Annotated in this window: 17 protein-coding genes and 4 tRNA genes; 6 read left to right on the top strand and 15 right to left on the bottom strand. The window is 29.9% G+C overall.

The window, feature by feature from the left end; translation table 11 throughout:
* Nucleotides 1-9 precede the first annotated feature (9 nt).
* Together ACK2WO_RS02625 and ACK2WO_RS02620 are read left to right on the top strand one after the other, a co-directional pair.
* Nucleotides 10-462 (top strand): hypothetical protein, encoded by a 453-nt coding sequence (locus ACK2WO_RS02625; RefSeq protein ID WP_414698273.1) that lies wholly within the window; start codon nucleotides 10-12, stop codon nucleotides 460-462.
* Nucleotides 463-527: 65 nt separating this feature from the next.
* A complete protein-coding gene (locus ACK2WO_RS02620; protein ID WP_414698272.1) occupies nucleotides 528-959 on the top strand; it encodes a hypothetical protein in 432 nt (143 codons plus the stop codon).
* A 51-nt stretch (nucleotides 960-1010) separates the two neighbouring features.
* Here the strand turns inward: ACK2WO_RS02620 and rlmH are convergent, their stop codons facing one another.
* Nucleotides 1011-1490 (bottom strand): 23S rRNA (pseudouridine(1915)-N(3))-methyltransferase RlmH, encoded by a 480-nt coding sequence (rlmH, locus tag ACK2WO_RS02615; protein ID WP_006440992.1) that lies wholly within the window; start codon nucleotides 1488-1490, stop codon nucleotides 1011-1013.
* A 20-nt stretch (nucleotides 1491-1510) separates the two neighbouring features.
* Entirely contained in the window at nucleotides 1511-2314 is an 804-nt protein-coding gene (locus ACK2WO_RS02610) for an MBL fold metallo-hydrolase (protein WP_414698271.1), read from the bottom strand.
* Nucleotides 2315-2520: 206 nt separating this feature from the next.
* On the opposite strand from ACK2WO_RS02610, the gene ACK2WO_RS02605 reads away from it, so the two are divergent.
* Nucleotides 2521-3225: a LytR/AlgR family response regulator transcription factor gene (locus tag ACK2WO_RS02605; protein WP_414698270.1), complete on the top strand. Its 705-nt coding sequence runs from the start codon at nucleotides 2521-2523 to the stop codon at nucleotides 3223-3225.
* Entirely contained in the window at nucleotides 3219-4490 is a 1272-nt protein-coding gene (locus ACK2WO_RS02600; RefSeq protein ID WP_414698269.1) for a GHKL domain-containing protein, read from the top strand. The genes ACK2WO_RS02605 and ACK2WO_RS02600 overlap by 7 nt, the downstream gene beginning before the upstream one ends.
* A 115-nt stretch (nucleotides 4491-4605) precedes the next feature.
* Here ACK2WO_RS02600 and ACK2WO_RS02595 read toward each other — a convergent pair whose 3' ends face one another.
* The 5 genes from ACK2WO_RS02595 to ACK2WO_RS02575 all read right to left on the bottom strand — a co-directional run bounded on the left by ACK2WO_RS02595 (nucleotide 4606) and on the right by ACK2WO_RS02575 (nucleotide 7174).
* Nucleotides 4606-4980: a type II toxin-antitoxin system PemK/MazF family toxin gene (locus ACK2WO_RS02595; protein WP_329999219.1), complete on the bottom strand. Its 375-nt coding sequence runs from the start codon at nucleotides 4978-4980 to the stop codon at nucleotides 4606-4608.
* Between the two features lie 2 nt (nucleotides 4981-4982).
* Entirely contained in the window at nucleotides 4983-5492 is a 510-nt protein-coding gene (locus tag ACK2WO_RS02590) for a Panacea domain-containing protein (protein ID WP_414698268.1), read from the bottom strand.
* Nucleotides 5493-5673: 181 nt separating this feature from the next.
* Nucleotides 5674-6132, bottom strand: a complete 459-nt coding sequence (locus tag ACK2WO_RS02585) for an NfeD family protein (protein ID WP_414698267.1) — start codon at nucleotides 6130-6132, stop codon at nucleotides 5674-5676.
* 176 nt (nucleotides 6133-6308) lie between these two features.
* Nucleotides 6309-6764, bottom strand: a complete 456-nt coding sequence (locus ACK2WO_RS02580) for an NfeD family protein (RefSeq protein ID WP_414698266.1) — start codon at nucleotides 6762-6764, stop codon at nucleotides 6309-6311.
* Between the two features lie 26 nt (nucleotides 6765-6790).
* Nucleotides 6791-7174, bottom strand: a complete 384-nt coding sequence (locus ACK2WO_RS02575; protein ID WP_414698265.1) for a hypothetical protein — start codon at nucleotides 7172-7174, stop codon at nucleotides 6791-6793.
* A 229-nt stretch (nucleotides 7175-7403) separates the two neighbouring features.
* Between ACK2WO_RS02575 and ACK2WO_RS02570 the strand changes: the two genes are divergently transcribed.
* On the top strand, nucleotides 7404-8498 hold the full coding sequence (locus tag ACK2WO_RS02570) for a DnaD domain protein (protein WP_414698264.1): 1095 nt from the start codon (nucleotides 7404-7406) through the stop codon (nucleotides 8496-8498).
* Nucleotides 8499-8525: 27 nt separating this feature from the next.
* Nucleotides 8526-9512 (top strand): ATP-binding protein, encoded by a 987-nt coding sequence (locus ACK2WO_RS02565; protein ID WP_414698263.1) that lies wholly within the window; start codon nucleotides 8526-8528, stop codon nucleotides 9510-9512.
* 106 nt (nucleotides 9513-9618) lie between these two features.
* Here the strand turns inward: ACK2WO_RS02565 and ACK2WO_RS02560 are convergent, their stop codons facing one another.
* The 8 genes from ACK2WO_RS02560 to ACK2WO_RS02525 all read right to left on the bottom strand — a co-directional run bounded on the left by ACK2WO_RS02560 (nucleotide 9619) and on the right by ACK2WO_RS02525 (nucleotide 14894).
* A complete protein-coding gene (locus tag ACK2WO_RS02560; RefSeq protein WP_414698262.1) occupies nucleotides 9619-10296 on the bottom strand; it encodes a metal-dependent hydrolase in 678 nt (225 codons plus the stop codon).
* Between the two features lie 199 nt (nucleotides 10297-10495).
* Nucleotides 10496-10571 (bottom strand) — tRNA-Thr (locus ACK2WO_RS02555).
* 14 nt (nucleotides 10572-10585) lie between these two features.
* Nucleotides 10586-10661 (bottom strand) — tRNA-Val (locus ACK2WO_RS02550).
* 26 nt (nucleotides 10662-10687) lie between these two features.
* Nucleotides 10688-10762: transfer RNA gene (locus ACK2WO_RS02545), tRNA-Glu, on the bottom strand.
* Nucleotides 10763-10768: 6 nt separating this feature from the next.
* Nucleotides 10769-10844: transfer RNA gene (locus tag ACK2WO_RS02540), tRNA-Lys, on the bottom strand.
* A 259-nt stretch (nucleotides 10845-11103) separates the two neighbouring features.
* Nucleotides 11104-12432 carry a replicative DNA helicase gene (gene dnaB / locus ACK2WO_RS02535; protein WP_178411405.1) on the bottom strand — a complete coding sequence of 443 codons (1329 nt, stop codon included), beginning with the start codon at nucleotides 12430-12432 and terminating at the stop codon, nucleotides 11104-11106.
* A gap of 14 nt (nucleotides 12433-12446) precedes the next feature.
* On the bottom strand, nucleotides 12447-12899 hold the full coding sequence (gene rplI / locus ACK2WO_RS02530; protein WP_118549581.1) for a 50S ribosomal protein L9: 453 nt from the start codon (nucleotides 12897-12899) through the stop codon (nucleotides 12447-12449).
* Nucleotides 12900-14894: a DHH family phosphoesterase gene (locus ACK2WO_RS02525; RefSeq protein WP_414698261.1), complete on the bottom strand. Its 1995-nt coding sequence runs from the start codon at nucleotides 14892-14894 to the stop codon at nucleotides 12900-12902.
* Nucleotides 14895-14899 lie beyond the last annotated feature (5 nt).

Here is a 14899-nt window from a genome sequence, read left to right as displayed (position 1 = left end):
TTGATAATTATGAAATTCATTACAAAAGATATAAATAAACCCAAATCAAATATTCCAGATGAAAAGATAGGAGAAGTGCGAACATTAGCATTATTTTCTACAATAATTCTACTGTTATTTTTCTCTGATTTAGCTTATGGTGGTTTTGTGTTAGAAGTATTTTTAACTGCAGATACAATGTCATTTTTCGCATATCCAATTATTGCAGTTATTATCTTAGGATTAATATTTTTAACATGTTTTTCTAGCATTTTAAGATTTATTTTTATGGAGCTAGGAATAAATTTTACGTTTATTAGTTCTGACGCATTTAGTGCTTTGTTGGTTCTTTTTTTAGCAATAAATGTTGTACTAGATATCGCTTTAGGAAAAGAAGTTAATTCGTTCTTCTTTATCTTGGTTGGATCTTTAGTAGTTGCAGCTATTATAAGGATTTTCAAAAATATGAAGTTGAATAAATAGACTATATCTGTTTACAAAGATTCCAAAAAATTAAAAATAGTAAAGATAGATTAGAGGTGATTTTTATGAAAGTTATTATTAAAGACATAAACAATCCTAAATCTGAAATTCCTAAACAAAGAATTTCAGAAATCAAAAATAAAGCTGCTTCTTCTCTTTTACCTATAGCATTATTTACTTATGGTATATTTAAAAAAGAACTCAATTATACAGCAGCTTCGCATCTTTTTACGACAAAATCTATCTACTATCTGTTTTTAGTATTGCTTTTCATAGTATCAATTTCTGGTATTTTAAGATTTATATTTATGATTTTAGGTAAAAATTTTAGTTTCATAAATGATAATGTATTTGTTATAATATTTTCAGTTTTATTCATTATAAATTTTGGTATTAACTTTGTTTACAATGGTTTTGATATGTATCTTTTGATATTCCCTATTTTATCCATAGGAATTTTAATTTATAATATAACAATAGAAAATAAAGATAAATAACAACAAAAAAGACTGTTATCTAACTCAAAAGTTAGCTTAACAGTCTTTTTTCTATTTATGATACGGTTCATTATTATTTATTCTATACGCTCTATACACCTGCTCCAAAAGAATCAGTCTCATAAGCTGGTGTGGGAATGTCATCTTAGAAAAAGATAACTTATAATCTGCTCTATCAAGCACCTCATCAGAAAGCCCAAGTGATCCACCTATTACAAAAGTAATATTGCTATTTCCTCTAACTGCTAAATCACTCATCTTATCGGCAAGTTCCTCAGAAGATAGATTTTTACCATCTATTGCAAGTGCAATAACATAGCTAGTGTCTTTTATCTTAGAAAGTATCTTTTTACCCTCTTTTTCCTTAACCATTATCATCTCTTTTTCGCTAAGTTTTTCTGGAGCTTTTTCGTCATCAAGCTCGATTATATCTAGCTTACAGTATTTCGATAATCTCTTTTTAAACTCATCTATCCCTAGTTTTAAATATTTTTCTTTAATCTTTCCTACTCCGATTACATTTATATTCATACTATTACCTTCCTTTTAAATTAAGGATTTACCTTGTACACATCAGAAATATCATTTCTTAAAAGTACATCCAATTTTATATCCTGTCCAACGATAAAATTATTCTGCGTAAGTATTCCCTTTGATGTTTCGTAAGCCAATTCAGGGAAGTTATTCTCCTTACTCAAATGTGCTAAAAGAATTCTCTCCGTTCCATTCTTTATTAAGTCCACACAGAATTTTCCTGCCTCATCATTAGAAAGATGTCCTACCTCAGACATTACCCTTCTCTTTAACGCATAAGAATACGAACCTGCCATAAGCATATTCTTATCGTAATTAGACTCAAGGACAACTAATTTAGACTTATACAAATTTTTTCTAACATTCTCAGTTATTGTACCTATATCTGTAGCTATCGACATTTTTTCACTTCCACCTTTTGCACAAAGATTGTAGCCAACAGGGTTTGCAGCATCGTGCTCTATTGAAAAAGGTCTTATTATTATATCTCCTATAGAATAGTTTTTATCATTTTCAAATACAACCATATTTTCGCTTTCTATCTTTCCAAGCTTATCCCTCATTGCCCTCCAAGTTTTAACATTTGCAAATATAGGTATATTAAATTTTCTCGAAACTATTCCAGCCCCACGAATATGATCTATATGCTCGTGTGTGATAAATATTCCTTTTAGGTTGTCTGGATTTTCTCCAATATCCTTTATCCCGTCCGTTATTCTCTTTCCACTAAGTCCTGCATCTATTAAAATATTTGTATCTTTATATCCAACAAAATGACAGTTACCACAACTTCCGCTGCCAACTGAACAATATTTTATCATTTACTCACCTCTCATCTTTTTCCACGCCTATCTATTATACCAATTTTACAACTTTTTTGCTCGATTGTTTTGCTTTTTATTTATACCCATTTTTGAAAAATTTTATCCTCTATATTTTACTTCATTTGACATCTATACATAATACCACCTTTAGCCTACAAATGATATAATTAGTAAAGAACAATTAATTTTTTAAGGAGATAATTATGCTTAATATTTCAATATGTGAGGATGAAAAAATCCAAGCTGACGAGCTAGAAAAAATGATTCAAGAAAAATTAAATAGCATAAATATAGATTACTCTATCCAAAAATTTTCATCTGGAGAAGAACTTCTAAGCGATTATAAAGATACAGATATTATTTTCTTAGATATAAAGATGAGTAAATTATCTGGAATGGATACTGCTAGAAAAATTCGTGAGATTGATAAAAATGTAGAGATAATTTTTACTACTGCACTTCAAGAATATGTATTTGAAGCTTATGAAGTCAGAGCTTTTAGATACCTTCTAAAGCCAATAGATAAAGAGCTGCTATTTAATTATCTTGAACTATGTATAAATGAGTTAAATAGCAGAAATAAAAAAATCTGCCTAAAAAATAAATCGGATATGATAGTTTTAAATACAGATGATATTTTGTACGTCGAGGTTATTAGAAAAGAGATTACTATATACACAGAAACAGAGAAATATTCGATAAAGATGAGTCTAAAAAGCCTAGAGGATATGTTAAATGGGAAAAATTTCTTCAAGTGTCATAATAGCTATCTTGTAAACTTAGATAAGGTTAGCCATATAGACCAGAATTTTGCAACTATCAAGGATTTCAAGATTCCTATTAGTAGACCTAAGTACAAGGATTTTAAAATTGCTTTAGCCTCTCATCTTGGAGATTTCTTATGCTAAAAACATTAACTATTCTTCAAGTGATAAGTCTTTTTTCATTTGTTATCGATGTATTTCTGCAAAAGAAGGTTTACGATTCTCTTTCTTCAAAGAGAATGAATTTATACTATCTTCCCTTTGTAATAACTGTGGTTGTAATATCAACTAGCTTTTATTTAGGTGTAAATCCAAATGTAATATTTGTGGTTATAGCTACTCTTTCATTCATATTCTCTAGTATAGAGTACGATATTAAACCATTAAAAAGTCTTTTAATCTCTGCTTTATATTGGACTTTTTTAATGATTACATACTACATAGGGTTTAAAATTACAGACAGTATTTACGATTTTATGTTCTTTGAAGGGGTAATAAGCCAAAATAATTACCAATATATTTCTATATTGGTTGAAAAAATTATACTGATTCTATGCTTTTATATATACATTTTTCTATCGTATAAGTATCTATATAAAAACAAAGGCTCTTGGAAAAAATACATAAACTATCTTGTAGTTCCAGTAGCTACTAATACAGTTTATTTTTTCATTTTGGCTAATGTAATAAATGAATTAAGGAGCAAAAATTCTTTGGGTAATTCTAATATTTTTATTTTAACTTTGCTTTTGATAGTTGTAGCTAATTTTTCAGTTTTACTTGTAATATTCTTTAATTCTAAGAACAAAAAGCAGGACTTTTATATGGATATGCTGCATAAGAATCAGGAAAAATCTCGTGAATTGTATCATGATATGAAAAATCATATAATCTGTATGAAGTATAGCGATGATCATAAGTCTGATGAGTATATAGAAAAAGTAGAGCTACTTTTAGATGAGTATAGCAATAAATTTAATACAGGTAATGTTATTTTGGATACTTTGCTACACGAAAAAAATACTATCTGCCTACAGAATAGAATTAAATTTATCTGTGATATTAACTTCAAAAAATGTGGATTTATCGAGGATGAGGATATTTGTACTATTTTCTCAAACCTTTTGGATAATGCTATCGAGTCTTGTTTGAAGATTAAAAACAAGGAAACAAGTATAATTCTTAGGGGAATTGCTATAGATTCGTTGTTTGTCGTGAAACTTACAAATACTACAAACGGTGAGATTGATTCTACAGGGGATAATTTAAATACTACTAAAAAGAATAAATCTCTACATGGATTGGGATTAAAGAGTGTTAGGAGAACTTTAGATAAATACGATGGAGAACTTGTTATTGAATATGATAAAGATGTATTCTCCGCTAAAATTCTAATTCCTATACCGTAATATATTTTCTAGGAAAAGTTGTTATTAGGTTATTTACTTTTAATAAGATAACTACTTTCTAGAAAAATGAAAGGTGTCATTATACAGATTTTAAATCTATACAATGACACCTTCTTTATTTTAAACTTTCATTTAGAACTTCATACTGAAATTCTGACCAGGTTTCTATTACTTTTTCATATAAGTCCTTATAATCTTCTTTTAACGAACTTATTGTACCTAATATTTCCGCTCTATGAACAATAGTTTGTTTATGTGTTCTTATATACGAAACTTTTTTTAGTTTCAAATCTGGATATTTTTCTGGATCTATCTTTATATCATACTCATTATCCAAATTTTCCTTTTTAGAAACTGATGATACTGGTAATATTATGTAATCATTATTTCTTGGCCCTGCTATAACTAACGCAGGTCTTTTTTTAAAGGCTTTTTTCTGATTTTTACTGTCATAAAACGGAGACAATATAGTACATATTTTACCAATCATTATTAATATTCGTCACCTTCAACATAGTCTTCAAACTCATCATAGTACATATCCCACACATAATCATATGGTCTTACTTTTTCAGAATCTAATTTTATATCTTCAAGTTTTAATTCTATATCTCCATTTTCTCCTTCAGATAATCCTTCTCTCGAATTAAGCCATGATTTTTCCTTATGTGATAAATCACTCAACTTCCAAGCTGCCATAGCTCCATATTCTTCAACTATATTATTTATTATATATTTACTAGTCTCAGATATTTCTTTAGTTTCTATTAATATCCCACTCTTTAAGTCTTTATAATAGGCCCTTACATCCCTAGAAACAGGACCATATTTCCACCCTTCAAATTTTCCTAAAAATAAAGGCTCATTATTAATAGCAAAAGACTCTCTCTGTGCAAAATAAAGTAGTTTATGAAGCTTCATTTCGTCAATTATATTATCTTCTTTAGATACCATTTTATATCTATCTATAAGATACTTTGCAATATCTACTATACTATCCATATACATGCACCTCCTATTTTACCTTTATTTTAGAATATTATTAGTTTAGAAGTCAATATTTATGAAATTATTACCAGTATTAGAATTTCTATAGATACAATAGTAACAAAACCTTTCTAACTGTACTATTTACTATTTATTAATCTTCTATACTTGTAATAATAACTTTTTTATTGATTCTTTATTTTAATTTTCTAACCATAATCATACTTCCATCTACATCCGATACATACACCATTTCACCTGCTTGTATATCCTCTTCCTCTGGAAAAACTTTCGCTCTTTCTCCATTAAAATCTACAAAACCCTTGCACTTTCTCTTCATATCTGTTGCAGCTTTACCTTCTTTTCCAATAAAATGTTTTGCTTTCTTCTTTAAATGTTCATGTATTATTTTTTGAAGTAGCCCATTTATAACAATCAAAGGCAATCCAACCAAGAAAAATATTTGTATATTTACAGATATAAAAACTGCACCAACAATTGTATTAACAAATCCATTAATTACACCTTTTGCCTGATACCTTGAACCAAAAAACGGCATCCCTAAATATCTCTCAACTATCGACATTACATATCCGTATATAACGAAGAAAATTCCTACACATACTCTAAGTATTTCCATTGTTGATTCTGGCATAATGTATCACCTCACTACATTTATTAACTTAATTATATAATATCAGTTACTATAATTAATCTGTTTCTAAAAATTAATCTCTATTCTCTTAAAATCATACAAAAAGCACCTATAGGTATAGACATATTTATAATCATCTACTCTATAGGTACTTTTCAAAATATAGCGACACATTTTTATTTCAATTTTTTTACCTTAATAATATTGCCTTCAAGATCTGATACATACACCATTTCACCTACTTGTATATCCATTTCTGCGTACACTTTAGTTTTTTTACCGTTAAAATCTGCAAATCCATTATGTTTTCTCTTCATATCTGTTGCAGCCTTTCCTTCTTTTCCTATGAAATGTTTTGCTTTTTTCTTTAAGTGTGCTAATACTATTGCCTGAAGTATTACACTTATTAAAATCAAAGGCAATCCCAATAAGAAAAATCTCTGTACACTTGTCGATATTAAAAGTACACCACCAAGTGTTGCAACAAATCCATTGATTATACCTGTTGGTTGCTCCCTCGCACCAATAAGCGGCATACCTAAATATCTTTCTTTTATAGAAGCTATATATCCAAATATTACTAAGAAAAATCCTATACACACCCTAACTATTTCTACTACTGATTCTGGCATAATATTTCACCACACTATATAATTTTTTACTCTATTTCATTCTTTTCTTTATATCTCTTATCCATAAACATTCTAACTGCTATAGCTACAGCTATAAGAACAAGAGTTAAAACAACTTCACTTGCTATACTGCTTCCTATTAATCCTGCTCCAATACCCATAACTACAAATGAATTGGCATTAGATCCACCACTTTGACTTCTTCCGTAGAAGTAAGGAAGCTGCATCTTTGTTTCCATTATTGTGTAGATTAAACCTAAAACGAATATTCCTATTCCTATATATACAAAACTTTTCAAAGGTAAGCCTGCCATTTCTGCTCCTACACTATTCTTTAGATAAAATGCAACCATAGAAATTACCAACATTGTAACTGCTCCAAATAAATCTATTTTTCTTCTTTCCTTCATTTTCTACACCCCCTGTATATTTATCTCCTTCTTTAATTTCATTATATTACATCTATTTTTTTTAACAATATATTTGGTATAGCTTGCTGTTTTAACGGTACAACTTGCAAAGTATACTTTTTCATTTACATTTTAAGTTTGTAAAACTTAAATATTTTTTATTATTTCCATTTAACATTATTCTATGCGTTTCTTTTTTGTATGATATAATTATTCTTGAGGTGATGTAATGTTTTTTATAGAAGAAAATTCAACTAACTTTGGAGCATCTATAATCTCCAACGTTTTTATAGATATATTTATGCCTATGGCAGATGGCTTGGCTGTTAAAGTATATTTACTTGGATATAGAATGGCTACAGATATACGTTCTAATCCACGTTTTGATAATTCATCAATAGCTCAGAATCTTAATATACCACTTTCTGATGTTGTAAATGCTTGGAAATTCTGGGAAAATGCAGGACTTATTAAAATCCATTCTGAAAGCTTAGATGATGAATTTAATTTTTCTGTAGAGTTTATGGATTTGGATGCACTTTATATAAGAAATTCATCTAAACAAAAGGAATCTATTTCTTCAAGTGCTGATAGTGTTGTTGAAAGAAATTCAAATCCTAAAATGAGAAAAATGTTTAATGAAATAAACAAAATTATAGGTAGATATTTGGAAGCTTCTGAAAAAATATCTATAATGGAAATTATGGATAAGTATAATATGAGCGATGATATGATTGTATGTGCATATCAACATGCAAAGGATCAAACCGGTGCTGTTAAACCTCTAAAATATATAGAGGCTATTATTAGAAACTGGTACGATTCAAACCTTTATACTGTTAAAGATGTCGAGGATAGTTTTGCCGAAAGAAGCCAGAGATACTCAATGTATCGCATTGTTTTCAATGAACTCGGCTTTAGAAGGGAGCCTACTCGTGCAGAAAAAGAAGCTATGGATACATGGTTTGATGTGTATAATGCCGACATCGAGCTTGTACTTGAAGCTTGTTCAAAATGTAAAAATATATCCACTCCTTCAATATCTTATGTCAACGGAATAGTCAAGAATTGGGCTAATGAGGAAATACATACTCTTGCTGAGCTTAAAGCTGTTGAGGAGTTTAAACGGAAGGAAAAAGAAAAAGAACTAGAAAAACAAAAAGAGCAAAATGCTAAAAAATCGACTTATTCATATAACAGAAATATTTCTAAATCTCCTGTAAACCATAATAAATTTAAAAACTTTGAGGAAACAATTACAAAATATACTCCTGAACAACTTGAAGAAAAAATTAGAAAGAGTCAAGAAAAGAAATTTAAGTAACTTTATCTTTAGAAAGGATGAAATTATATGAAAGAGGAAAAAATTAGAGATATTCTCCTTAAATATCAACGAAGAAGAGATGATAATGAAGAAAAATTAGAAAAAAGGAAACGCTCTATTTATGAATCTCTTCCTGAAATAAAGAAAATAGACGATGAAATTGCAATGTCTGGTCTTAGACTTACAAAAGCTGTTTTAAAGGACACTAAGGCTAGAGAGGAAATTGTCTATGAATGTAAGCGTGAAATGGAAGAACTTGTTAATAGAAAAAAACAAATTTTAGCTGAAAATAGAATCCCAGAAAACTACCTTGAAATGCAGTACAACTGTCCTAAATGCAAAGATACAGGTTTCTTAAGTGGTGGTAAAAAGTGTACGTGCCTTAAACAAGCAATTATCAATGAAGCATATAAAATGTCAAATTTAAGTAGGGTTTTAGAAAAAGAGAACTTTGATAATTTTGATATAAATATATTCTCTGATGAAATTATAAAAGAAAAGAATATATCTCCAAAGCAAAATATTCTTAAAATTTTATCTGTGTGTGATTCTTTTGTAAATGAATTTGCAGAGGACAATAATGTAAATTTATTTTTCTATGGTGGAACAGGTTTAGGAAAAACTTACATGTGTAACTGCATAGCAAAAGCTTTGCTAGATCAAGGTTACAGCGTTATTTATCAGACCGCATTTAGAATACTTGAGATTTTAGAGAATTATAAATTTAGAAAAGATGAAGATTCTAGAATAAACGATGAAAATTATAAAAATCTTTTTGATTGCGATTTACTTATTATAGACGACTTAGGAACTGAGCTAAACAACTCGTTTACAAGTGGAGAAATTTTTAATATAGTAAATACTAGACTAATCTCTGGCAAAAAGACTATTATATCAACTAATCTAAGTCCTATGAAAACTGCGGAATTATATTCTCAGAGAACTTTTTCCAGAATCGTTGGAAACTTTAAGTTATTAGAGTTTCTTGGAAATGATTTACGTTGGGAATTTTAGAGAGAATAGGTTCTAATCGTTCTGGTTATTGGAAAATAAAAATATAAACAATAAAAAGTGCTGCGTAAGTATTTATACGACAGCACTTTATTTTATCATACAACTTTTATAAGTCTACCTCATCTCCAGGATTTAGTATAACTACCTCTGCATACTCTGCTCTCTTTTTAAATTTCTTAGGGTCTGCTTTTATTAAATCAAAAGTATCATAATGCATTGGTACTACTCTATCTGGCTTAATAAATTCACAAGCTCTTGCTGCGTCTTTTATATCCATTGTAAAGTTTCCACCTATTGGAAGAAATGCCAAGTCTATATTCTCATCTTCAAGAAGTTTCATATCCATTGTAAGACCTGTATCTCCAGCATGGTATAATTTCTTGCCATCAATTTCTATTAGAAATCCACAAGGGTTTCCTCCATAAAGCATATCATCTCCGTCTTCTATTCCTGAGCCATGAAGAGCTGGAGTCATTTTTACACTTACAAAATCAAAATTAAATTTTCCTCCTATATGCATAGAATGTACTTCTAAGCCCTTTTTAGTTAGGTAATGAGCTATTTCATGGTTAGCAATTACTGTAGCATCACATTTTTTAGCAAGCTCGATACAATCTCCCATATGATCTGAGTGTCCATGTGTTATAAATATATGAGTCAAATCGTTTAATTCATCAACTTTGATTGGACATAGTTCATTTCCTGTAATAAATGGATCTATAATAGCTTTAAATCCATATTTTTCTATTAATACTACTGAATGACCTAAAAATGTAACTTTCATAATTTATCCTCCAATAATTAATATTTTTTTCATTATATCACAAAAAAGAAGGACATCGCATAAATACATATGCAATATCCTTCATTTGTAATGATTATAATTTTGAGTAGTACTCTACCACTAATTCTTTAAAATATCTTTTCTTCGTAAAAAAGGGTAAAAAAAAATCCGGCCTAAATATCCAGATTTAAAGTATATATGGAGCTGGTGATAGGACTCGAACCTACAACCTGCTGATTACAAGTCAGCTGCTCTACCAATTGAGCCACACCAGCGTGTTCAGTTTTAATGGTGGGGTTAACAGGGCTCGAACCTGTGACCCCCTGCTTGTAAGGCAGATGCTCTCCCAGCTGAGCTATAACCCCACACTAAAAAATATTAATAAAAAAGATGGTGACCCGTAGGGGAATCGAACCCCTGTTACCACCGTGAAAGGGTGGTGTCTTAACCGCTTGACCAACGGGCCATGAAGTGGTGATCTATCCGCGATTCGAACGCGGGACACCTTGATTAAAAGTCAAGTGCTCTACCGACTGAGCTAATAGACCACATCCTGTATTTTTGAAGGTTTTTAATGTGTTCCCTCAACCACAAGTAATATTATATCTATAATATGCCTTCTCGTCAACACTTTTTTTTATTTTTTTTGCATAAATTTATTCAAAAAAGTTATCAACATTTATCAACAATTCACTTGTGGATATTGTTGATATCCTATTTGTTTATTTTTCAACATTTTATCTTTTAAACATAAAAATATCCACAGAAACCAAGGCTTACGAACCTATATTCTGTGGATATAAAACTTTATAAATCTTTTACTTTATCACCAAAACGCTGTATAGAACCCATCCAAACTAGCTCAACTGAGCCAGTTTCTCCGTGTCTATTTTTAGCAATTATTATTTCTGCTAGGTCTTTTTTCTCTGAATCTGAATGATAATATTCATCTCTATAAAGGAACATTACTATATCGGCATCCTGTTCTATAGCTCCAGATTCTCTTAAATCTGAAAGAACTGGTCTGTGGTCTGCTCTCTGCTCTGGTGCTCTTGATAACTGAGATAGTGCAACAACTGGGCAATCCAATTCCTTAGCTAGTATTTTAAGAGATCTAGATATTTTAGATATCTCCTGTTGTCTACTTTCATTCTTAGAATCACTTTCCATAAGCTGAAGGTAGTCTATCATAACTAAATCCAATCCCTGTTCCATTTTCAACTTTCTGCATTTAGATCTAAGCTCATTTATTTTTATACCAGGAGTATCATCTATAAATATTTTTGCGTCTGACATAACTGCCATAGCACTTATTATCCTAGGCCAGTCTGCATCATTTAATGTACCTGTTTTCATTTTCTTAAGCTCTACATTTGATTGAGCTGCTATCATTCTTTGAGCAAGCTGCTCCTTAGACATTTCCAAACTGAATACTGCAACCGAAGCATTTCCTTTTATTGCTGCATTTTGTACTAAATTAAGTGCAAATGCGGTTTTACCCATAGCAGGTCTTGCAGCAACTAGTATTAAGTCTGTTCTCTGTAGTCCATTTATTTTTTTATTTAAATCCTTAAATCCTGTCGTTACTCCTGTTACATCGCTTTTGTTAGAGTATATAGACTCTATCATATCGTACGTATCCATAAGTACTTGATTTATAGGTTTAAAATCATCGCTTGTTCTTTCCTGAGAAATATCGAATATCTTTTTTTCAGCAAAATCTAGTACATCCTCAGCATTTTCTCCACTTCCATACCCTAAATTTATTATGTCGTTGGAAGCTTTAATAAGCTGTCTAAGTACTGATTTTTCTTTTACTATTTCTGCATAATATTTTACATTCGATGTAGTAGGAACTATTGTAGATAAGCTTGTTAAATATGTTACTCCACCTATATCATCTAGGTAACCTCTTTTTCTAAGCTCATCCGTCAATGTTACCATATCTATAGGTTCATTCTTGTTGTTCAGAGCCATCATACTCTCATATATAATTCTATGTGCATCTTTATAGAAATCTGTTGGAGTTATTGTCTCTGCTACTGTGATTATAGCGTCTTTATCAAGCAGGATTGAACCTAGAATAGACTGCTCTGATTCGACACTATGAGGTGGTATTCTGGTTATATCTGCCATTTTTCTACCCTATCTTATTTATTTTTTTCTTTAACATCTACTCTTATGTTAGTAGTTACTTTTGGATGTATTTTTATTTCTACTCTTCTTGATCCTAAAACTCTTATTGGTTCATCAAGATTTATTTTTCTTTTATCTATAGTTATACCTTTCTGTTTTTTAAGCTGTTCTGCTATTTCTTTAGAAGTTATTGAACCGAATAATCTTCCGCCATCTCCAGCTTTAGTGTATATTTCTATGTTTATTTCTTCCATCTGTTTTCCAAGAAGTACTGCTTCATCATATTCTTTCTGAGCGTGGAATTCCTGTGATTTCTGTTTTTCTTTTAATTCTTTTATATTTCCTGCATCTGCCTGTACAGCCATTTTTTTAGGGAATAAGAAGTTTCTTGCATAACCATCACTAACTTCTTTCATTTCTCCTTTTTTACCTGTACCTTTTACATCTTTTAATAATATTACTTTCATCTATTTATCCTCCTCTAAGAATTCTTCTATTATTTCATGTACCATATTATATGCTTTTTTAAGAGATACATTTTTAAGCTGTGCTCCGGCTATATCTATATGTCCGCCACCGCCTAATTTTTCCATCATTACATGTACATTTATATCTCCTAAAGATCTAGCACTAATAAATACTTTTCCATCTTTCTGACCTAGTACAAATGAAGCCTCTACCTGTCTGATATTTAAAAGCTCATCAGCTGCTTTAGCTATTATTACATTTACATTGTCAATTTCTGAAGAAGTATATCCGATACAAATTCTATTATTTATAATTTTTGTGTTTTGAATAATTTCTGCTTTAGTTGTAAAGTCGCTTATATCCGCATTAAATAGCTTTTTAACCTCTATTGTATCAGCACCGATTTTTCTTAAATAAGAAGCCGCTTCAAATGTTCTAACTCCTGTCTTAAATGCAAAGTTTTTAGTATCTAGGTTTATACCCGCTAGAAGCCCCTCTGCAGTCATTTTATTTATTTTAATATTTTCGTCCATATACTGAATAAGTTCTGTAACCATTTCACAAGTAGAAGATACATAAATTTCGTGGAATAAAAGCACTGTATCGCTTATAAATTCAACACCTCTTCTATGATGGTCTATAACAACAACCTTATCTGATATATCTAAAAGCTGAGGGCATTCTGTAAAGTTTGGTCTATGTGTATCTAAAACTATTACAAGTGTATCCTCTTTACATCTTTCTATTGCGGTTTCATGATTTATAAAAATACCCTTGTAGTATTTGTCCCTTTTTATCTTTTGGGCAAATATTTCTATAGAATCATTTACATTTTCTAAAACTATATTTGATTCTTTACCACAAGCCTTACAAAGGTCGTATATACCTACAGCTGCACCCATTGCATCCATATCTGGATATCTATGCCCCATTATAAGAATATCTTCACTCTGATTTATTATTTCTCTAAGTGCATGACCTATCAGTCTTGATTTTACTTTTGTCTTTTTCTCAACAGCCTTCGATTTACCACCGTAGAATGAGAAATTATCTTTAGTTTTTACAACAACCTGGTCTCCACCTCTACCTAATGCTAAATCTAATGCTCCGATTGCCATTTTAAAATTATCATTTATAGTTTCACCATCTATACCTATACCCATACTTATTGTAACTGGGAAAGTATTTCCATGGTCTATATTTCTAATTTTATCCAGTATTTCAAATTTATCAAATTCTATTTTTTTAAGTTCTTCTCTGTTCATTACTAGGAAGAATTTATCTTTAGAGACTCTCTTCATAGCAGCTTTTGACTCAGTTTCAAATGTAGATAGTATTCTTTCTATATCCGCAGTAATAAGAGGTCTATTTTCTTCTTCAGCACTTTTAAGTACTTCCTCATACCCATCTACTTCTATAAGACCTATAACTGTCTTTTCATTTATATATCTCTCTTTAAGCATTAGATAATCTGTTATATCTAACCAATAAAGAACCATCATATAGTCTACATCTGAGCTTGTTTTATTCTTTATCACTCTATATACGATTTTATATCTTCTTTCTTTGTATTCTATTTCAGAGTACATTTCATTTTCATCATTTAATGCCTTTGTTAAATCTATATCTCCTACAAGATCGTTTATATTTTCGTCGAGCAATCTTTCTCTACCAGTAACTTCTGAAAATTTTTCATTATGCATGATTATTTTCCCATTAAATTCTATAACACACATTGGTATAGGAAGATATTTTATAGATTTTTTTGCTGTTTTATCCATATTTAAAGATAGATCTTCAACATATTTTAACCATTCTAATTTTTTAGACTCGCTATTTCTTAAATTTAAGTAGAATACAAGTCCTGATATAGCGATAAATCCAATTCCTATTAAAACGTTATAATATGAAAGAGCTAATCCTCCAAAAAGCATTATAACCATATATATTTTAATTTCTCGGTTACTTCTATCTAAATTTGGCTTTACATTCATTTCAA

Source organism: Peptacetobacter sp. AB845 (assembly GCF_047528295.1).
Lineage (GTDB): Bacteria > Bacillota > Clostridia > Peptostreptococcales > Peptostreptococcaceae > Peptacetobacter.
The sequence above is the reverse complement of the archived record's forward strand: the minus strand, read 5'-3'. Positions and strand labels throughout refer to the sequence as shown.